Genomic DNA, 19,526 nt, shown 5'->3' on the forward strand with positions numbered 1-19,526 from the left:
TCGGCTTCGTACGCTCACTGCACGGTCGGAACCCCCACCGATCGCAACCCCGAAGCGTTCGTCTGAGTCTCATTCGCACTTTCGGATGACGAGAAGAGCGAACATGAGCCTCCAGGTCGTAGAACGCCCCGACAGTGTGCTGGGCACCATGTCGCCCGTCATCCTGACCGCGGGGCGCCGCCGTGACGACGCCGTCGATCCGGCGCAGAGCGGATTCGCGCGACTCTCGCGCCAGATCAAGGCCGAGGGGCTGCTCGATCGCTTCGTCGGCTTCTACGTCCGCAAGGCCGTGTTCTGGGCCGTCGTGCTCGGCGCCGCAGTCGCGGCGTCGGTCATGCTCGGCGACTCGTGGTGGCAGCTCGTCATCGCGGCAGTGCTCGGCGTCGTCTTCACCCAGTTCGCCTTCATGGCGCACGAGGCCTCGCACCGGCAGATCTTCCGATCGGGGCCGGTCAACGACTGGGCCGGGCTCGTTCTCGCCGATCTGGTCGTGGGCATCAGCTACAGCTGGTGGATGAACAAGCACACCCGCCACCACGGCAACCCGAACGTCATCGGCCGCGACCCCGACATCGCGAAGGACACGATCTCGTTCCTCGAAGAGGATGCCGCGCAGAGCCGTGGTCTCGTCAGGCTGATCACGCGCAAGCAGGGCTACCTCTTCTTCCCGCTGCTGCTGCTCGAGGGCCTCAACCTGCACGTGCACGGCATCCGGCACGTGCTCGACCGCCGCAACAACGTGAAGCGTCGCGGCCTCGAGCTCGCCTTCATCGGCGTGCGGCTCGTCGGCGTCACCGCGCTCGTGTTCTGGGCGTTCCCGCCGCTGCTCGCTGCCGCGTTCCTCTTCGTGCAGCTCGCCGTCTTCGGGGTCTACATGGGCGCGTCGTTCGCGCCGAACCACAAGGGCATGCCGCTCATCCCGCGCGGGGTCCGCGTCGACTTCCTCGAGCGCCAGGTGCTCACGAGCCGCAACATCCGCGGCGGGCGATTCATGGATGCGCTCATGGGAGGCCTCAACTATCAGATCGAGCACCACCTCTTCCCGAGCATGGCGCGACCGGCGCTCAAACGCACGCAGCAGATCGTGCGCGAGTACTGCCGCGAGAACGACATCCGCTACACCGAGACCGGACTGATCGAGTCGTACGGCATCGTCATCGCCTACCTCAACCGGGTCGGGCTCGCCGCGCGCGATCCCTTCGACTGCCCGATGATCCAGGGGTACCGCCGGCGCGACTGAGCGTGAGCGGGGCGGCGCCGCCGGTGGCCTCGACCGGACCGTTCAGCGTTCGAGGCGGGCGCAGTCGATGCAGAGCGTGGCCGTCGGGCGCGCATCGAGCCGGGCGACCGTGATGCGCTTGCCGCAGCGGGCGCAGAAGCCGTAGGTGCCGTCGGCGATGCGGGCGAGGGCGCGGTCGATCTCCGCGAGCTCGTGCTGCACGTCGGCGAGCACGGCGGTGCGCTGCGACCACTCCTGGGTCATCGTCGGGCCCTCGGGGTCGTGCTCGTCGTCGGCGCTGGCGCCGGATCTTGCGGCCCGGACCTCGCCCATCACGTCGTCGAACTCGGCCGCGCGTTCGGCGGCCTCCGCACGTTCGGCGAGCAGGCGGGCCTCGAATCGCTCGAGCTGAGCCGGAGTCATCGTCGTCACCGTCATCACGCTCCTTCCGTCCGTGCATCGTACGCCCGAGGCATCCGGATGCCGTGTCGGACGCGGCAACTACGATTGAATCGTGGTCACCGCCCTATATCGCCGCTACCGGCCAGAGACGTTCGCCGAGATGATCGGCCAGTCCCAGGTGACGGAGCCGTTGATGACGGCGCTCCGCACCGATCGGGTCAATCACGCCTACCTGTTCAGCGGCCCCCGCGGCTGCGGCAAGACGACGTCGGCGCGCATCCTCGCGCGCTGCCTCAACTGCGCAGAAGGCCCGACCGACGCTCCGTGCGGCGTGTGCCCCAGCTGCGTCGAGCTGTCACGCGGCGGCGGAGGCTCGCTCGACGTCGTCGAGATCGATGCCGCGAGCCACGGCGGCGTCGATGACGCGCGCGACCTGCGCGAGCGGGCGATCTTCGCCCCCGCGCGCGATCGCTACAAGATCTTCATCATCGACGAGGCGCACATGGTGACCTCGGGCGGGTTCAACGCCCTGCTCAAGATCGTCGAAGAACCGCCCGAGCACATCAAGTTCATCTTCGCCACGACCGAGCCCGACAAGGTGCTCGGCACGATCCGCTCGCGCACGCACCACTACCCGTTCCGGCTGGTGCCGCCCGCGCCCATGCTCGAGTACGTGCAGCAGCTCTGCACCGAAGAGGGCATCTCGGTCGAGCCCGGCGTGCTCGCGCTCGTGGTGCGCGCCGGCGGCGGTTCGCCCCGTGACACGCTGTCGCTCCTCGACCAGCTGATCGCCGGCTCCGAGGGGTCGACGATCGACTACGAGCGGGCCGTGGCGCTGCTCGGTTACACGCACGGCGCCCTGCTCGACGAGGTCATCGACGCGATCGGCACCCACGACGCCGCCGGGGCGTTCGCCGCGGCCGACCGGGTCGTGCAGACCGGGCAGGACCCGCGTCGCTTCGTCGAAGACCTGCTCGAGCGGCTTCGCGACCTCATCGTCGTCGCCGCCTCGACGCCCGAGGCCGCCGCGGCCGTGCTGCGGGGCGTGCCCGAAGACGAGCTGGCCCGCATGGCGACCCAGGCCCGGGCGTTCGGCTCGGCCGAGCTGTCGCGTGTGGCCGACCTCGTCAGCCAGACCCTCACCGAGATGACCGGCGCGACCTCGCCGCGCCTGCACCTCGAACTCATGCTGGCGCGCGTGCTCGTGCCCGCGAGCGACGACTCCGAGCGCGGCGCGCTCGCACGCGTCGAGCGGCTCGAGCGGGCCGTCGAGGGCGGGGCCGTCGCGATCGCATCCGGCGCCTCGTCGGGCGGCGCGGTGCCGACGGCGGCGCGGGCGGTCGAGACGGCGCCGCGCACCCCGGTCGCGGCCCCCGAGGCCCCGGCGCCGACGAGTCAGGCTGCTCCGGCCGTGGCGCCGAAGCGTGACGCCGATCACGTCTCCGATTCCCGCCCCGTCGAACCGACGGCATCGCCCGCAGCCGCAGCCGCAGCCGCAGCCGCACCGGTCGCCGACGCGTCGCCGGCTCCCACGGAACGGCCTCGGCCGAGTGGGCCCATCACCGTGCAGCAGGTGCGCGACGCCTGGCCCGAGGTGCTCAACGTTCTGCAGCGCACCAAGCGCACCGCATGGATGGCGGCGCTCGCCGCGCAGGTGCTCGAGTACCGCACTGAAGAGGCCGTGCTCGTGCTCGGCTTCGCGAGCCCCGGCGACCTCGACGGGCTGCGTGCGGGCAGCGGCTCGCAGACCGCAGCCGACCTGCTGCGCACGGCGATCGCCGAGGTGCTCGGCGTGACCGTCAAGTTCGTGCCCCGCGTGATCGGCGGCGGCGGCGGAGGCCAGACCTCGCCCGCGCCCGCGCCGGCACCCGGTTCGGGCGGTGGCGCGGCCGCCTCGGCACCTGCCTCGACCGATTCCGGCACCGCTCGCCCGAGCGGCGGGGCAGCCGCCCCCGCGCGCACCGATGCCGCAATGAGCGACACGGCCGCCGCAGCGGGCCGACCGGGGGGCGAACCTCCGGCGCCGACCACCTCGACGACGGTACCCGCGCAGGGGCGGGCGGCCGAGTCGCCCGCCGGGCCGCCGGCCGGTCCGGTCGACTCGTGGGCGACCGTCGCGATCCCGCGCGACCCCGAACCCGACACGGCCGCGGTCGAGGCATCCGCGCGCACCGCGACGGCGCTCGCCGAACGGCCGGTTCCCGATGCGGGGCCGCGCGCCGAACCCGCCGCGGCGGCCGAGCCCGCCGCCTCCACGGCGAGGCGCGACGCCGGGCCCGACCACGGCCTTCCCGATCTCCCGCCCGACGACGCCGAGGCGCCGCCGGCCGACGACGAGCCGCCGTTCGATCCGGGCCCGGAACCCGAGCCGTTCGACGCACCTCCGCCGCCGGTCGACCCCGGGCGGTCGTCCGCCCCGAACCGCCCGGCCTCGAACCGCCCGGCCCCGGCGCGACGCGCCCCGTCGCGCCCCGTCGCCTCGACGACCGACGGCGGCATCCAGCGCTACGGCGAGGCCGTCGTGCGCGAAGTGCTCGGCGCGACCTTCCTCGAAGAGGTCGAGGCCCCGGCGCGCGGCTTCGGGGAGCGTGGGTAGCCCGTGTACGAAGGCATCGTCCAAGAACTGATCGACGAGCTCGGCCGGCTGCCCGGCATCGGGCCGAAGTCTGCGCAGCGCATCGCGTTCCACATCGTGCAGACCGAGCACTTCGACGTCTCCCGGCTCGCCGAGATCCTGACGACCGTGCGCGACAAGGTGCGCTTCTGCGAGATCTGCGGCAACGTCTCCGAGCAGTCGACCTGCTCGATCTGCCGCGACCCGCGGCGCGACCCCTCGCTCATCTGCGTCGTCGAAGAGGCGAAAGACGTCGTCGCGATCGAGCGCACCCGTGAGTTCCGCGGGCTGTACCACGTGCTCGGCGGCGCCATCAGCCCGATCGACGGCATCGGCCCCGACGAGCTGCGCATCCGCCAGCTCATGCAGCGGCTCGCCGACGGCACCGTGGTCGAGGTCATCATCGCGACCGACCCCAACCTCGAGGGCGAGGCGACGGCGACCTACCTCAGCCGGCTGCTCACGACCCTCGAGATCAAGGTCACCCGCCTCGCCTCGGGCCTGCCCGTCGGCGGCGACCTCGAATACGCCGACGAGGTCACGCTCGGTCGTGCGTTCGAAGGGCGTCGCGTCGTCGGCTGACGACCCCGGGCCCCGGACCCCGGGCCCGCTCCGTCGCCCACCCCACCCCGGCCGCGACCTCGAGTCCGTCCGACCGGGTTGACGTGCGGGCGGGGCGCGCGTAAACCGGGGTGATGAGCGAAACCGCGAGCGAACGCACCGCGAACTGGATCGCCGGCTACCTCCGAGCCTGGACGAGCAACGCCCCCGACGACATCGGTGCACTCTTCACCGATGACGCCGTCTATCTCACCGCCCCCGACGCCGAACCGCGTCGCGGACGTGCCGCGATCGTCGCCGGCTGGGTGGAGGACGCGGACACCCCGGGGGAGTGGAGCTTCGACTGGCACGTCGTGCACGAGGCATCCGATCTCGCCGTGGTGCAGGGCCGCACCGAGTACCCGGCCGAACGCGACTACCTCAACCTGTGGGTGATCCGTTTCGCCCCCGACGGGCGGGCGGGCGAGTTCACCGAGTGGTACATGCCGCGCGACCACCGCGCCTGAGGGTCGCCGCAGCACGTCGCCGACCCCGGCCGCTCGAGCCCGTCACGACGACGTCACATGGCTGGGCCCGCATGCGGGCCGCCGTATGATGAAGACTCCGACGACGGGCCCGTCGGCCCGCGCGCGCCCAGAACCCCCGGGAGGCCACGTGAGCTTGATCGTGCAGAAGTTCGGCGGCTCGTCAGTCGCCGACGCCGAGAGCATCAAACGGGTCGCGAAGCGCATCGTCGAGACCCGCAAGGCGGGCAACGACGTCGTCGTGGCCGTCTCGGCGATGGGCGACACGACCGACGAGCTGCTCGACCTCGCGAGCGAGGTGTCGCCGATCCCGGCGCCCCGCGAGCTCGACATGCTGCTGTCGGCGGGCGAGCGCATCTCGATGGCGCTGCTCGCGATGGCGATCAAGAGCATGGGGCACGAGGCTCGCAGCTTCACCGGCAGCCAGGCCGGCATGATCACCGACGCCCAGCACGGCGCCGCCCGCATCGTCGACGTCACGCCGGTGCGTCTGCGCGAGGCACTCGACGACGGCGCGATCGTGATCGTCGCCGGCTTCCAGGGCTTCAACCGCGACACTCGCGACATCACGACCCTCGGGCGCGGCGGCAGCGACACGACCGCGGTCGCGCTGGCGGCGGCCCTCGACGCCGACGTCTGCGAGATCTACACCGACGTCGACGGCGTCTTCACCTCCGACCCCCGCGTCGTGAAGAAGGCGCGCAAGCTCGACCGGGTGACGAGCGAGGAGATGCTCGAGCTCGCCGCATCGGGTGCGAAGGTCCTGCACATCCGCGCGGTCGAATACGCGCGCCGTCACGGCGTGACCCTGCACGTCCGTTCGTCGTTCAACAACAGCGAGGGGACGATCGTCTACGACCCCTCGCGTCTTCCCGAAGGAGCAGCTGTGGAAGAGTCCGTCATCGCCGGTGTCGCGATCGACCTGTCCGAGGCGAAGATCACCGTCGTCGGGGTGCCCGACAAGCCGGGGGTCGCCGCGAAGATCTTCAAGATCGTCGCGGGCACGAACGCGAACGTCGACGTCATCGTGCAGAACGTCTCGGCGGCGGCGACCGGTCGCACCGACATCTCGTTCACGCTGCCGAAGGCCGACGGCGAGCGGGCGCTGACCGCGCTCGCGACCGCGCAGGAGGCCATCGGCTTCGAGTCGCTGCAGTACGACGACCAGATCGGCAAGCTCTCGCTCGTCGGCAACGCGATGCGTTCGGCGACGGGCGTCTCGGCGCGACTCTTCGAAGCGCTCTACGAGGCCGGCATCAACATCGAGATGATCTCGACGAGCGAGATCCGCATCTCGGTGGTCACGCGCGCCGACAGCGTGCAGGCCGCTGCGCAGGCGGTGCACACGGCGTTCGAGCTCGACGGCGACGAGGACGCGATCGTCCACGCGGGCACCGGTCGGTAGGCGCCGCGCCAGCCACGAGGCATCCCGCCTGAATTCAGGAGAAAGCTGCCAATTCAGGACGGATTCACCGACTTCGTCCTGAGCAACCTCCGAAGTCCTGCAAACTGAAACGAACTCGACGATCAAGAGGGTGAAATGAGTAACGGTGTGAACATCGGCGTCGTCGGCGCGACCGGTCAGGTCGGCGCGGTCGTACGGAAGCTCCTCGAGGAGCGCGACTTCCCGGTCGCGCAGATCCGCTTCTTCGCCTCGGCGCGTTCGGCCGGCACGACGCTGCCGTTCAAGGGCGAGGACATCGTCGTCGAGGACGCCTCGACGGCCGACCCCACGGGGCTCGATCTCGCGATCTTCTCGGCCGGCGCGACGCTCTCGAAGGCGCAGGCCCCCCGCTTCGCCGCCGCGGGCGTGACCGTCATCGACAACTCCAGCGGATGGCGCATGGACCCCGAGGTTCCGCTCGTGGTGAGCGAAGTCAACCCGCACGCGATCGACGAGGCCGTGAAGGGCATCATCGCGAATCCGAACTGCACGACCATGGCGGCCATGCCGGTGCTGAAGGTGCTGCACGACGAGGCCGGTCTCGAGCGGCTCATCGTGAGCACCTACCAAGCGGTATCGGGCGCCGGCCTCGCGGGCGGCGAGGAGCTGCTCGAGCAGGCCAAGGCGGCCGTCGCTCAGAACACGATCGAGCTCGTGCACGACGGCGCCTCGGTCGAGTTCCCCACGCCGGTGAAGTTCCCGCGGCCGATCGCGTTCGACGTGATCCCGCTCGCGGGCTCGATCGTCGACGACGGCGACCACGAGACCGACGAGGAGAAGAAGCTCCGCAACGAGAGCCGCAAGATCCTCGAGCTGCCGGGCCTGCTCGTCGCGGGCACCTGCGTGCGCGTGCCGGTGTTCACCGGGCACTCGCTCTCGATCCACGCCGAGTTCGCGAACCCGATCACGCCCGAGCGCGCCACCGAGCTGCTCGCGGCGGCTCCGGGCGTGGAGCTCAGCGACGTGCCGACTCCGCTGCAGGCGGCGGGCAACGACCCGAGCTACGTCGGCCGGATCCGCCAGGACCAGTCGGCGCCCGAGGGCAAGGGCCTCGTGCTCTTCGTCTCGAACGACAACCTGCGCAAGGGCGCGGCGCTGAACGCCGTGCAGATCGCCGAGCTCGTCGCCGCGAAGGTGCCCGCGCGCGCGTAGCGCGCCCGTCGCTCAGAATCACACGGATGCCCCGTGGCCGGTCGGCCACGGGGCATCCGTCGTCTCAGCTGCACCGGCGGCGGGTGACCGCCAACCCGGCGGTGCCCGTTGCGCGTTCGTGACCTGTCGCACCTTGACGGAATTGAGTTTTGTATACAGAATAATGGCGAGCATCCCCTCAACGCCGACACCCCCGTCGGCACCTCCTGCAATGACGAAAGAGGTAGCGGAATGGCCCGCGCGAACTCGAAGATGAGGCGTCTCCTGGCGATCGGCGCGGCAAGCGCCCTCGCGATCGGCCTGGCGGCCTGCAGCGGCGGGGGAGGTGCGAAGGACGAGAACACCGTCGTGTGGTCGACGTGGGGCACCGCCGAAGAGCTCACCCGCTACAAGGAGTTCAACGAGGCGTTCATGGAGCGCCACCCCGACATCACCGTCAAGCTGCAGCCCGTCGCCGGCTACGGCGACTACCACTCGAAGCTGCTCGCCCAGCTGACGAGCAACACCGCGCCCGACGTCTTCTACGTCGGCGACGACATGATGGGCCAGTTCGTCGACTCGGGCCGGCTCATGCCGCTGAAGGACCTCATGGAGTCGAAGGACAGCCAGACGAAGCCCGACGACTTCTTCCCCGGTCTCTTCGGCGCGGCCGAGAAGGACGGCGAGTACTACGGCGCCCCGAACGACTCCAACCCCGACGTGCTCTGGTACGACAAGCAGGCCCTCGAGGCCGCGGGCATCACGGAGGACCCGGCCACGCTCGCCGAGAACGGCGAGTGGACGACCGAGAAGTACCTCGAGATGAACGAGAAGCTCACGGCAGCGGGCCTCACCGGCTCGATGTTCTGGAACTACTGGGCCACGCACTGGAGCTGGCTGTCGTCGCAGGGCCTGCCCGCGCCGTACGACGAGTCGGGCGCCTTCGTCGCGAACACCGACCCGGCGAGCGTCGCCGCGATCGAGGAGCTCGGCGAGCAGTTCCAGGACGGTACCTTCGTCGTCGCCGACACGCTGCCCGACGGTGCCGGCGCCGACAGCATCTTCGTGACGCACAAGGCCGGGTTCTTCGTGCAGGGCCGCTACACGATCGGCACGGTCGAGGCGACCGGCGAGCAGGACGGCTACGACATCGTGCGCTGGCCGACGCCCGACGGGCAGGCCGCACCGACCGGCGTCGCCGTCTCGTTCCTCGCGATCAACGGCAAGACCGCCGCGACCGACGCGGCGTTCACCTTCTGGACCGAGTTCCTCTCGGCCGAGGGACAGACCTTCCGACTCGAGGGCGGCGGCAACGCGGTGCCGTCGATCAAGGGTGCCGACGACGTCGTGCTCGACGGCGACTACCCGGCGCACGCCCAGACCTTCCTCGACATGCGCGACGTGGGATTCACGAACTACGCCGCCGAGGCGCGGGTCCCCGGGCTCTCGACCGATATCAGCGAACTCTTCCTGCAGCTCTACGAGGACAAGACCGACGCACAGGGCACGCTCGACGCCGTCGCCGATCTCGTCGCGGAGAAGTCGGGCGAGTAGCGTGACCGACCTCGCCACCGGTGAGCGGATGCCGCAGGCCCAGCCTGCGGCATCCGCCCCGTCCCCCCGTCCGATCCGCAAGGAGTCCGCGTGGCGGCGGCGCGACCGCCTCTGGGGATACGTCTTCGTCGGACCGCAGCTCTTCGGCATGCTGCTCTTCGTCGTGCTGCCCTTCGCCGCGAGCCTCGTGCTCGCCTTCGCCAGCTGGGACGGCCTCGGCGACCTCACCTGGGTGGGTCTCGAGAACTTCAGCGCCCAGCTCCAGGACGAGCTGCTCGGCCGCGCCATCCTGAACACCCTCGTGATCGCCCTCATCACGGTGCCGGTCGGTCTCGGCCTCGCCGTCGTCATCGCGGTGGCGCTCGAGCGGCTGAAGACCCGCACCCTCTACCTGCTGCTCTTCTTCGCCCCCGTGATGACCTCGACGGTCGCGGTCGCGATGATCTGGCAGCAGATGTTCCGCGCCGACGGCGTCATGTCGACCGCGATCTCGAAGATCTTCGGCGTCGCCCCGCCCGACTGGCTGCAGGACCCGAAGCTCGCACTGCTCGCGGTCTGCATCGTCGCGATCTGGGCCTCGCTCGGCCTCAACGTCGTGATCTTCCTCGCCGGCCTCCAGAACATCTCGCCCTCGGTGATCGAGGCCGCTCGCATCGACGGCGCGGGCGCCTGGCGGCTGTTCACGCAGATCCGCCTGCCGCTGCTCTCGCCGATCGTGTTCTTCTCGTCGGTCGTGGCGTTCATCTCCTCGCTGCAGACCTTCGACATCGTCTACGTGCTCGTCTCGAACGGCGGGCCCGACAACGCGACCCGCACGATCGTCTACCACATCTACGATCTCGGCTTCGGCCGCTTCGAGTTCGGCCCGTCGAGTGCGGCGAGCGTGATCCTGCTGATCCTGACGCTCGTGATCACGGCGATCCAGTTCGGCGCCCAGAAGAAGTTCGTGCACTACGAGGACGACGCGGCATGAGTCTCACGAACCCCCGACTGAACGACGGCGTGCAGACGCCGCCCACCGACTCGACGATCGCGATCTCCGCGCCCGGCTACGACTACCGGCCGAGCGCCCAGCGCACCGGTCGGGGCAAGCGGCGCCTCAGTGCGACCCTCCTGCACGCCCTGCTCATCGTGGGCGGCCTCGCGATGGTCTTCCCCTTCATCTGGATGCTGCTGACCTCGTTCAAGACGCTGCCCCAGCTCCTCCAGGACCCGCTCGCGTTCATCCCCGACCCGTGGACCTTCGACAACTACGCCGAGGCGTGGAACGCGGTGCCCTTCGGGCAGGCCTACCTCAACAGCATCTACATCGCGGTGCTCGTCGTCATCGGCACGCTCATCACCGCGTCGATGGCCGGGTACGCGTTCGCGCGAATCCCGTTCAAGGGCAGCAAGGTGCTGTTCATCGTGTTCCTCGCGACGCAGATGATCCCCGCGCAGGTGACGCTCATCCCCTTCTACCTGCTGATGACGCAGCTCGGCTGGGTCGACTCCCACCTCTCGCTCATCGTGCCGGGGCTCCTCGCGAACCCCTTCGCGGTGTTCCTCATGCGGCAGTTCGTGCTGAGCCTGCCGAAGGAACTCGAAGAGGCGGCCCTCGTCGACGGCGCCGGCCGCTGGCGCATCTTCTGGAGCGTCATCCTGCCGAACCTGAAGCCGGGCCTCGCGGCGCTCAGCATCATCGTGTCGCTCGGCGTCTGGAACGCGTTCCTGTTTCCGCTCGTGCTGCTGAACACCCCCGACCTGTTCACGGTGCCGCTGCTGCTCTCGAGCTTCCAGGGGCAGTTCGGCTCGGTGAACTACGGCCTCGTGATGGCGGCCTCGGCGATCTCGACCGTTCCGATGCTCGTCGTGTTCGTCATCGGCCAGCGCCGGATCCTCAACAGCATGGCCGCCTCGGGACTGGGGGGACGATGATCTCGGCCGGTCGAGTAGGCGCGGAGCGACGTATCGAGACCCCGGATGCCGCGGCGCTCGCCGCGCTCGCGGGCCGGCACCTCGACCTCGTGCAGGCCCCGTTCACGCTGCCGCGCTCGCGCGTGCTCGTGTTCCGGGAGGACCGCGCCGAGCGGGCCGAGCGGGGCGGCGCCGAGGGCGCACCCCCGGCCACCGCGCTGCGGGTGCACACCTCCGAGTACGAGCGCTGGCTCGACGAGTGCCGGGTCATCGACGAACTCAGGGTCGTGGATGCCTCGGGGCGGGCGCTGCCCGTCACCTCGGTGCTGCCGCATGCGATCGAGTTCGGCGGGGGAGCGACGACGCTGAGCTTCGCCGGCCCGGGCGCGCTCACGATCGGCCTCTCCGTCGGTCGAGTAGGCGCGCAGCGCCGTATCGAGACCACGGATGCAGGTTTCGACACGCTCGCTGGCGCTCGCTACTCGACCGGCGTCACGGTCGAGTGGACGACCCCCGACGGCGCGACCACGAGGGTCGGGCTCACGGCCGACGCGCCCGCCATGCGCCTGCACGTCGGCGCCGACCGCGGCGTCGCCCACGAGGCATCCGACTCGCACGCCGACGACCTGGCCGCGACCGAGCAGCTCTGGGGCGACTGGTTCGCGAAGTGCCCGATCGTGCGCGACGAACTGCAGCAGATGACCGCATTCTGCTGGTGGGTGCTCGGCGCGAACATCGTCGAGCTGCCCTCGCTCGGGTCGGCGCGCGGCGTCGTGCCCTCGAAGATCGGCTACGTCGGCGTGTGGCAGTGGGACGCGTACTTCATCGCCGTGGGCCTCCGCCACGGCGATCCGGCGCTCGCCCGCGAGCAGCTCGAGATCGCGTTCCGGTTTCCCAGTGCCGACGGGCAGCTGCCCGACGTCGTGCACGAGGAGGGCGTGCTCGCCACGAGCGACGACCTGCCGCAGGCCGACCGCGACCGGCTGCGTCGCGCGGGCTCGCAGATCGCCGACCCCGACGCGCCGGTGCCCCTCACCAAGCCGCCGCTCGCGGCCTGGGCGCTGCGCAAGGTGCTCGAGGTCGAGGACGCCCCCGAGTGGGCGCGCGCACAGCTCGCCGTCGTCCGCCGCTCGCAGGACTGGTGGTTCGCCGGCAGCGACCTCGACGGCGACGGGATGCCCGAGTACGGCCACCCCTACTCGTCCGGCCTCGACGACAGCCCGATCTTCGACGGCCCGCTGCCGACGACCGCGCCCGACCTCGGTGCCTACCTCGTGCTGCAGGACCTCGAGCTCGCCGCGCTCGCCGAACGGTACGGCGCGGATGCCGCGGGCGACCCCCGCGGGCACCGCGAACGCGCGGAGCGCACGCTCGAGCTGCTGCTCGGGATGTGGGACGAGGCATCCGGGCGCTTCCTCGCCCGCGCGGCGGGAGACGAGGTCGCGAGCGACGCGGTCGTCGGATTCATGCCGCTGCTCACCGGGCGTCTGCCGCAGAACGTGGCCGACGCGCTCCTCGCCGCGCTCGGAGATCCCGAGCGGTACGCGCTGCCGTGGGCGGTGCCGACGGTCTCGGCCGCCGACCCCGACTTCTCGGCCGAGCGGATGTGGCGCGGGCCGGTGTGGGTGAACACCAACACCCTGATCGTCGAGGGGCTGCGGGCGTCGGGGCATCCCGAACTCGCCCGCGAACTCGCCGAACGCACCGTCGCGCTCGTCGTGCACGGCGGCGGGCCGCACGAGTACTTCAACCCGCTCACCGGCAGGAAGGCGCGCACGGCGACGACCGCGTTCGGCTGGTCGGCCGCCCTGTTCATCGACCTCGCCGTCGAGCTCTCCGCCTCGCCGGACGCGTAGCGCGAAGCGCGGATCGAGACCCTCCCGGAGGCATCCGTGGTCTCGATGCAGTGCTGCGCGCCTGCCCGACCGCCTCACCGAATGCAGTTCCCAACCAGACAAGGAAGTCCAGATGAGATCACGCACCCTGCTCGCCCCCGTCGTCGCCCTCGCCGGCGCCGCGCTGCTCGCCGGCTGCGCCATGGGCGGCGGCCAACCCGCGGGCGAGGTCGTGCTCGACCCCGACGCCAAGCTCGAGGGCGAGATCACCGTGTGGTCGTGGGACGTCGCCGCGACCGCACTCGATCGCCTCGGCGACGAGTTCGAGGCGGCGCACCCCGGCACGACCGTGAACGTCGTCGACGTCGGCTACGACAACGCGTACGACAAGCTCTCCGTCGGCCTCCAGGCCGGCAGCGGCCTGCCCGACGTCGTCACGATCGAGACCGACCGCGCCCCCGGCTACATCAACGAGTTCCCCGCCGGGCTCGTCGACCTCGACCCCGTGCTCGGTGACGACGAGGCCGACTTCGATCCGTTCAAGTGGCAGGCGCAGTCCGACGCCGACGGCGCGCTGAAGGTCGCCCCGTGGGACTCGGGCACCGTGGGGCTGTTCTACCGCACCGACTACTTCGAGGAGGCGGGCATCGACCCGGCCTCGATCGCGACCTGGGATGACCTCGTCGCCGCGGGCGAGGTCATCAAGGCGAAGACCGGGCACACGCTGCTCTCGCTCGACGTCGCGACCGGCGGCGGATTCCAGATGCTGCTGCAGCAGCAGGGGCAGGGGCTCTTCGACGAGAACGGCGACATCACCGTGAACTCGCCCGAGGCCGTCGAAGCCCTGACCCTGCTGCAGACCCTCAACGAGAAGGGCCTGCTGAAGAACGTCAAGGGATGGGACGGCCGCGTCACGAGCGCCAAGGACGGCGACTCGGCCGTCACCCCCGAGGCCGTGTGGTGGATCGGCACCCTGCTCGGCGATGCCCCCGAGCTCTCGGGCACGTACGGCGTCACCGAGCTGCCCGCCTTCGAGGAGGGCGGCGTGCGCACCTCGAACAGCGGAGGGTCGGGCCTCTCGGTGCCGGCGCAGGCGAAGAACCCGCAGCTCGCGGCGGCCTTCGTCGCCTTCGCGCTCGCCGACGCCGACAACCAGGTGTCGATGATGCAGAACGAGGGGCTCTTCCCGTCGTACCTGCCCGCGCTGCAGGCCGACTACTTCGCCGAGCCCCAGGAGTACTTCGGCGGCCAGCCGGTGTACGAGCTCTTCGCGGAGCAGACCGCGAACATCCCCGCGATCACCTTCACGACCGACAATGCCGAGGCGAGCGACATCGTGGCGAACGCCGTCGTCGCCGCCGTGCTGAACGGCGCCGACCCGCAGCAGACGCTCGACGACGCGGCGCAGCAGATCGCCACCGCCACCGACCGCGAGATCGCCGAGTAGGCGGAGCCGACATGACCGCACCGACGTTCGCCACCGGCGAGCGCGGCGCAGAAGGCGCGACCGCGCGGCGCGGCCGGGCGGGGCGACCGGATGCCCCGCCCCGCCGCCCCCGGGCGCTGGGGCGTCGGCTCCAGCGCCCGGGCGCGTGGTTCGCGCTGCCCGCCGCCGCGCTTCTCGCCCTGTTCTTCGCCTACCCGCTCGTCACCTCGCTCTGGCAGAGCTTCTTCGCCACCTCGGGCGGGGTCTCCACCTGGGTCGGGCTCGAGCAGTACGCCCGGCTCTTCGAGGACCCGCTGATCGGCAAGAGCCTCGTCAACGCGGGGATCATCCTCGTGGTGCAGGTGCCGCTCATGATCGGGCTCGCGCTCGGCCTCGCCTACCTGCTGAACCAGTCGTGGCTCCGGTTCCGTTCGGGGTTCCGGCTGCTGACGTTCCTCCCCGCCGTGACGACGCTCGTCGCCTACGCGGTCGTGTTCCGCGTGATGCTCTCGACCGACGGCGGCGCCGTCAACCAGGTGCTCGGCCTGTTCGGCGCGCAGCCGATCGACTGGCTCAACAACGAGTGGTGGGCGCGCGTCGCCGTGATCGCCGCGATCACGTGGCGGTGGACCGGCTACAACATGGTGATCATCCTGGCTGGGCTGCAGTCGATCCCCGGGGAGCTCTACGAGGCCGCCCGCATCGACGGGGCGGGACGCTGGCAGATCTTCACCAGGATCGTCATCCCGCAGCTGCGTCCGGTGCTGATCTTCACGACCGTGACCTCGACGATCGGGGCGCTGCAGCTCTTCGACGAGAACTACATCCTCACCGAGGGCGGCCCGAACGACGCGACGCTGACCCCGGTGCTCTACCTCTACAAGGTGGGCTTCCGGCAGTTCGACTTCGGTTACGCCTCGGCGATCGCCTGGCTGCTCGTCGTGCTGACGGCCGTGATCGCCTTCATCCAGTTCCGACTCATGCGGGAGAAGCCGTGACCGCGACCAGCGCCCTGAGCTCCGTCGATCCCGCCCGTCGGGGCGGCCCCGACGGGCGGGAACCCCGTGAGGCGCTCGCCCGTCGAACGGCGTTCGCCCGTGGCATCCTGCGCGCCCCCGTGTACCTGCTGCTCGCCGTCGCGAGCGTGCTCTCGGTGCTGCCGTTCCTCTGGATGGTCATCGCGTCGACGCACCAGACCTCCGAGCTGTTCGGCACGCCGCTACCGGTGCTGCCGGGCGGCGAGCTCTGGGTGAACCTCGCCCGGCTGCAGGAGTCGGTGAACTTCAGCCAGGTGATGCTCAACAGCTTGGCGATCGCCGTGATCTACACGGTGTTCTCGTCGATCGTGAGCGTGATGGCCGGGTACGGCCTTGCGACGTACCGTTTCCGTGGGCGCGGGGTGCTGCTCGGGGTCGTGCTCGTGACGATGATGATCCCGATGCAGGTGCTGCTCGTGCCGCTCTTCCAGATGATGGCGAGCGCAGGGTGGATCGACAGCTACCAGGCCGTGATCCTGCCGTTCCTCGCGAACGCATTCGGCATCTTCCTGATGCGCCAGGCGTTCCTCGACTTCCCGTTGACGCTCATCGAGGCCGCGCGCATCGACGGCGCGGGGGAGCTGCGCACCTTCTACCGGATCGTGCTGCCGGTCGCCCGCCCGCAGATCGCGGCGCTCGTCATCTACACCTTCATCAGCCAGTGGAACTCGTTCATCTGGCCGCTGCTCATGCTGAACACCGAGGACAAGTACACCGTGCCGGTGGCGCTCAACACGATGATCGGCATGTCGCGCGTCGACTACTCGGGCCTCATGCTCGGCTCGCTGCTCGCGACACTGCCGCTCATGCTGCTGTTCCTGGTGTTCCAGAAGCAGTTCGTGTCGGGCCTGCTCGGCGGCGCGGTCAAGGGCTGATGCCGGTGATCGGATGCCTCGTGGCGGACGTCGGCCACGAGGCATCCGACCGGCCGGGCTACGCGGTGAAGTAGGGGCTCGACGCGTTGTCGAGGATGCGGCGCATGCCGTGCAGCCAGTTGACCTTGAGTGCGGCGATCGCGCCGGGCACGTCGCCGTCGGCGAGGCGCGAGGCGATCGCGGCGTGCTCGGCGGCGACGCGTTCGACCATGACGTCGTTCGGCACGAGCAGCGACTCGTAGCGGTGGAACGCCCCGCGCACGCTCTCGATGACGTCGAGCAGGCGCCGGTTCGGGCAGGCCGAGAGCATGATGCCGTGCCATTCGTCGTCCTTCGTGACCACGAGGGCGTGCTCGACGACCTCCTGGTCGAACTCGGCGGCGAGCTTCGCGAGACGGGCGCCGATGGCACGAAGCTCGTCGACCGGGCTGAGCTCGAGCGCCAGGCTCTCGAGCGCCGCCATGACGGGGGCGAGGTCTTCGAACTCGCTCGCGCTGAGCGGCACGAACCGGAAGCCCTTGCCGTTCTCGCTCGTGATCTGCCCCTCGCTCTCGAGGGCGATCAGCGCCTCGCGCAGGGGAGTGCGGCTGACGCCGAGCTCGCCGGCGAGCTGCACCTCGTTGATGCCCTCGCCCGGCTGCACCTCACCCGCGCGCATGCGGGCGAGCAACTCCTCACGGACCTGCGAGCGCAGGTTCTTGCGTTCGATCGCCATGAGATCGCCTTTCGGGCCGCGTGCGGCCGTTCGTCCATCGCCGCCAGCCTAGGGCTCCGCCCGGGCTTGACCGGTTCCGGCATCCGGTTTACGGTGTCTGTATACAGAATACATTCTGCATCGCAGACTGTACATCCCCACGCACTCACAGAGGAGCAGATGTGGCCGACGAGTCCCCTCGGGCGATCCGCCTCGACGCGCTCGCCTATGGCGGCGACTACAACCCCGACCAGTGGAGCGAGGAAGTCTGGCGCGAGGACGCCCGGCTCATGCGCGAGGCCGGCGTCAACATCGTGAGCCTTCCGGTCTTCTCGTGGCCGCAGCTCGAGACCGCCCCCGGCGTCTACGAGTGGGGCTGGCTCGACCAGGTCATCGCGATCCTCTGGGACGCTGGAATCCGCATCGACCTCGCGACCGCGACCGCGACTCCGCCGTCGTGGCTCATCCGCAGCCACCCCGAGATGCTGCCGTGGAACGAGGACGGCCAGCGCCTCGAGTTCGGCTCGCGGCAGGCCTACTGCCCGAGCTCGCCCGTCTGGCGAGAGAACGTCGCGCGGATGGCCCGTGCCATGGCCGACCGCTACGGCGAGCACCCCGCGCTCGCCCTCTGGCACGTCTCGAACGAGTACGGCGACCACGTCTCGCGCTGCTGGTGCCCCGAGTCGTCCGCGCACTTCCGCCGGTGGCTCGAGGCGCGCTACGGCGACCTCGACGGCCTCAACGAAGCGTGGGGCGTCAACGTCTGGGGGCAGCGCTACACCGACTGGGCGCACATCGAGGCGCCCCGGCGCTCGACCGGCCCGGTCAACCCGACGCAGCTCCTCGACTTCGAGCGCTTCTCGTCCGACGCGCTGCTCGAGCTCTTCCAGCTCGAGGTCGACATCCTGCGCGAGGTCACGCCCGAGATCGGCGTCACCACGAACTTCATGTCGATCCTCCGCGACCTGGACTACTGGGACTTCGCCGCCGTCGAGGACCTCGTCACCGACGACGCCTACCCCGACCCGGCCGACCCGCTCGCCCACGTGCCCGCGGCCCTCAACTACGGCTACATGCGCTCGCTCAAGGGCGGGCGGCCGTGGCTGCTGCTCGAGCAAGCGCCGAGCGGCGTCAGCTGGCGCGACGTCAACGTGCCGAAGGCGCCCGGGCAATACCGCATCGGCAGCCTGCAGGCCATCGCCCACGGCTCCGACGGCGCGATGGTGTTCCAGTGGCGCCAGGCGAAGTACGGCCAGGAGAAGTTCCATTCGGCGATGGTCGGGCACCGCGGCGAGGCTTCGCGCACCTTCCAGGAGGCGAAGGCGTTCGGCGCCGAGCTGAAGCACCTCGCGCCCGTGCGCGGCACCCGCGTGCGTTCGCGGGTCGCGCTCGTCGTCGACCACGACTCGTGGTGGGGCTCGTCGGCGACCGAGTCGCTGCCCTCGCAGCGCCTGAACTGGCTCGCGCAGGCCCGCGCCTGGCACGCGGCGCTGCACGCGCTCGGCCACCCGGTCGACACGGTGCGCGCGACCGGCCCGTTCGAGGGCTACGACGTCGTGGTCGCGCCGAATCTCTACGTGTCGGATGCCTCGCAGGCCGAAGCGCTCTCCGACTTCGTCGCCCGCGGCGGCCAGCTCGTGGTCGGCCCCTTCTCGGGCGTCGTCGACGCGACCGAGAAGGTGCACGACGGCGGCGCGCCCGGTCCGCTGCGCGGGCTCCTCGGGGTCGAGGTCGACGAGCACTGGCCCGTCGCCGACGGGCTCGCCGAACGCGTCGCGTTCGCCGCGGGCGGGGCGGAGTTCGACGCCCCGACCTGGGGCGAATGGCTCGAGGTGGCGGGCGGCGCCGAAGTGCTCGCGCACTACGCCTCGGGAGAGCTCGACGGGCGGGCCGCGATCACGCGGCGCCCGCACGCCGGCGCCGAGGCATCCGGCGCCGCCTGGTACACGAGCTGCGTGCTGGAGCGCGCCGGGCTCGTCGCGCTCTTCCGCGAGGTGCTCGCCGCGGCCGGCCTGCCGGCCCGCGAACGGATCGACCTCGATCTCGAGGCCGTCACCCGCAGCGACGACACGACCGACTACACCTTCGTGCTCAACCACGGCCGCCGCGAGCTCGTCGTCGACGTGCCCGCAGGGGCGCGCGATCTGCTGGCGGGCGCCGGCGGTGGTCTCGATACGGCGCTGCGCGCCTACTCGACCGACCGAGCCACCCTCACGCTCCCGCGCTTCGGCGCCGCCGTGCTCGCCACCCCGCGGGCCGACGCGCCGCCCTTCATCACCCTGTCCGACTCCACCGACACGAACGACTGAGGCAC

Annotated in this window: 16 protein-coding genes; 14 read left to right on the forward strand and 2 right to left on the reverse strand. The window is 70.6% G+C overall.

From position 1 onward, the window contains the following. The first annotated feature begins 103 nt into the window (after nt 1-103). The gene (locus GQQ93_RS00630; RefSeq protein WP_246191959.1) at nt 104-1,240 is read left to right on the forward strand and encodes a fatty acid desaturase family protein; all 1,137 of its coding nucleotides are present in this window, start codon (nt 104-106) and stop codon (nt 1,238-1,240) included. A gap of 42 nt (nt 1,241-1,282) precedes the next feature. Here the strand turns inward: GQQ93_RS00630 and GQQ93_RS00635 are convergent, their stop codons facing one another. Continuing rightward, nucleotides 1,283-1,657: a TraR/DksA family transcriptional regulator gene (locus GQQ93_RS00635; RefSeq protein WP_246191961.1), complete on the reverse strand. Its 375-nt coding sequence runs from the start codon at nt 1,655-1,657 to the stop codon at nt 1,283-1,285. A gap of 76 nt (nt 1,658-1,733) precedes the next feature. On the opposite strand from GQQ93_RS00635, the gene GQQ93_RS00640 reads away from it, so the two are divergent. The 12 genes from GQQ93_RS00640 (at nt 1,734) to GQQ93_RS00695 (ending at nt 16,518) form a co-directional block, all read left to right on the forward strand. Continuing rightward, the gene (locus GQQ93_RS00640; RefSeq protein WP_157422297.1) at nt 1,734-4,217 is read left to right on the forward strand and encodes a DNA polymerase III subunit gamma and tau; all 2,484 of its coding nucleotides are present in this window, start codon (nt 1,734-1,736) and stop codon (nt 4,215-4,217) included. A 3-nt stretch (nt 4,218-4,220) separates the two neighbouring features. Then, nucleotides 4,221-4,817, forward strand: a complete 597-nt coding sequence (gene recR / locus GQQ93_RS00645; protein WP_022890710.1) for a recombination mediator RecR — start codon at nt 4,221-4,223, stop codon at nt 4,815-4,817. A gap of 113 nt (nt 4,818-4,930) precedes the next feature. Then, nucleotides 4,931-5,302: a YybH family protein gene (locus tag GQQ93_RS00650; protein ID WP_157422298.1), complete on the forward strand. Its 372-nt coding sequence runs from the start codon at nt 4,931-4,933 to the stop codon at nt 5,300-5,302. A 148-nt stretch (nt 5,303-5,450) separates the two neighbouring features. After that, a complete protein-coding gene (locus GQQ93_RS00655; RefSeq protein WP_157422299.1) occupies nt 5,451-6,725 on the forward strand; it encodes an aspartate kinase in 1,275 nt (424 codons plus the stop codon). A 135-nt stretch (nt 6,726-6,860) separates the two neighbouring features. Then, on the forward strand, nt 6,861-7,916 hold the full coding sequence (locus tag GQQ93_RS00660; RefSeq protein WP_157422300.1) for an aspartate-semialdehyde dehydrogenase: 1,056 nt from the start codon (nt 6,861-6,863) through the stop codon (nt 7,914-7,916). 252 nt (nt 7,917-8,168) lie between these two features. Next, entirely contained in the window at nt 8,169-9,449 is a 1,281-nt protein-coding gene (locus tag GQQ93_RS00665; RefSeq protein ID WP_246191963.1) for an ABC transporter substrate-binding protein, read from the forward strand. A 1-nt stretch (nt 9,450) separates the two neighbouring features. Further along, nucleotides 9,451-10,422 (forward strand): carbohydrate ABC transporter permease, encoded by a 972-nt coding sequence (locus tag GQQ93_RS00670; protein ID WP_246191965.1) that lies wholly within the window; start codon nt 9,451-9,453, stop codon nt 10,420-10,422. Further along, on the forward strand, nt 10,419-11,366 hold the full coding sequence (locus tag GQQ93_RS00675) for a carbohydrate ABC transporter permease (protein WP_157422302.1): 948 nt from the start codon (nt 10,419-10,421) through the stop codon (nt 11,364-11,366). The genes GQQ93_RS00670 and GQQ93_RS00675 overlap by 4 nt, the downstream gene beginning before the upstream one ends. After that, on the forward strand, nt 11,363-13,201 hold the full coding sequence (locus GQQ93_RS00680; protein WP_157422303.1) for an amylo-alpha-1,6-glucosidase: 1,839 nt from the start codon (nt 11,363-11,365) through the stop codon (nt 13,199-13,201). The genes GQQ93_RS00675 and GQQ93_RS00680 overlap by 4 nt, the downstream gene beginning before the upstream one ends. Nucleotides 13,202-13,313: 112 nt before the next feature. After that, the gene (locus GQQ93_RS00685) at nt 13,314-14,627 is read left to right on the forward strand and encodes an ABC transporter substrate-binding protein (protein WP_157422304.1); all 1,314 of its coding nucleotides are present in this window, start codon (nt 13,314-13,316) and stop codon (nt 14,625-14,627) included. 11 nt (nt 14,628-14,638) lie between these two features. After that, nucleotides 14,639-15,604, forward strand: coding sequence for a carbohydrate ABC transporter permease (locus GQQ93_RS00690; RefSeq protein ID WP_157422305.1), 966 nt, complete (start codon nt 14,639-14,641; stop codon nt 15,602-15,604). Beyond that, complete coding sequence (locus GQQ93_RS00695; RefSeq protein ID WP_246191966.1) at nt 15,601-16,518, forward strand: carbohydrate ABC transporter permease; 918 nt, start codon at nt 15,601-15,603, stop codon at nt 16,516-16,518. Before GQQ93_RS00690 ends, GQQ93_RS00695 begins: the two co-directional genes overlap by 4 nt. Nucleotides 16,519-16,576: 58 nt before the next feature. On the opposite strand, the gene GQQ93_RS00700 is transcribed toward GQQ93_RS00695, so the two are convergent. Beyond that, the gene (locus tag GQQ93_RS00700; RefSeq protein ID WP_157422306.1) at nt 16,577-17,233 is read right to left on the reverse strand and encodes a GntR family transcriptional regulator; all 657 of its coding nucleotides are present in this window, start codon (nt 17,231-17,233) and stop codon (nt 16,577-16,579) included. 161 nt (nt 17,234-17,394) lie between these two features. Here GQQ93_RS00700 and GQQ93_RS00705 point away from each other — a divergent pair, with 161 nt between their 5' ends. Next, nucleotides 17,395-19,521 carry a beta-galactosidase gene (locus GQQ93_RS00705; RefSeq protein WP_246191967.1) on the forward strand — a complete coding sequence of 709 codons (2,127 nt, stop codon included), beginning with the start codon at nt 17,395-17,397 and terminating at the stop codon, nt 19,519-19,521. The last annotated feature ends 5 nt before the right edge of the window (nt 19,522-19,526 follow it).

The sequence above is a fragment of the Agromyces lapidis genome (genome assembly GCF_009749405.1).
GTDB classification, from domain to species: domain Bacteria; phylum Actinomycetota; class Actinomycetes; order Actinomycetales; family Microbacteriaceae; genus Agromyces; species Agromyces lapidis.

Bases quoted from the DNA above. Each gene is read 5' to 3' on its own strand.
- GQQ93_RS00650 (WP_157422298.1), top strand. From the start codon at position 4,931: ATGAGCGAAACCGCGAGCGAACGCACCGCGAACTGGATCGCCGGCTAC.
- GQQ93_RS00665 (WP_246191963.1), top strand. From the start codon at position 8,169: ATGAGGCGTCTCCTGGCGATCGGCGCGGCAAGCGCCCTCGCGATCGGC.
- GQQ93_RS00690 (WP_157422305.1), top strand. From the start codon at position 14,639: ATGACCGCACCGACGTTCGCCACCGGCGAGCGCGGCGCAGAAGGCGCG.
- GQQ93_RS00675 (WP_157422302.1), top strand. From the start codon at position 10,419: ATGAGTCTCACGAACCCCCGACTGAACGACGGCGTGCAGACGCCGCCC.
- GQQ93_RS00700 (WP_157422306.1), bottom strand. From the start codon at position 17,233: ATGGCGATCGAACGCAAGAACCTGCGCTCGCAGGTCCGTGAGGAGTTG.
- GQQ93_RS00660 (WP_157422300.1), top strand. From the start codon at position 6,861: ATGAGTAACGGTGTGAACATCGGCGTCGTCGGCGCGACCGGTCAGGTC.
- GQQ93_RS00685 (WP_157422304.1), top strand. From the start codon at position 13,314: ATGAGATCACGCACCCTGCTCGCCCCCGTCGTCGCCCTCGCCGGCGCC.
- GQQ93_RS00680 (WP_157422303.1), top strand. From the start codon at position 11,363: ATGATCTCGGCCGGTCGAGTAGGCGCGGAGCGACGTATCGAGACCCCG.
- GQQ93_RS00630 (WP_246191959.1), top strand. From the start codon at position 104: ATGAGCCTCCAGGTCGTAGAACGCCCCGACAGTGTGCTGGGCACCATG.
- GQQ93_RS00635 (WP_246191961.1), bottom strand. From the start codon at position 1,657: ATGACGGTGACGACGATGACTCCGGCTCAGCTCGAGCGATTCGAGGCC.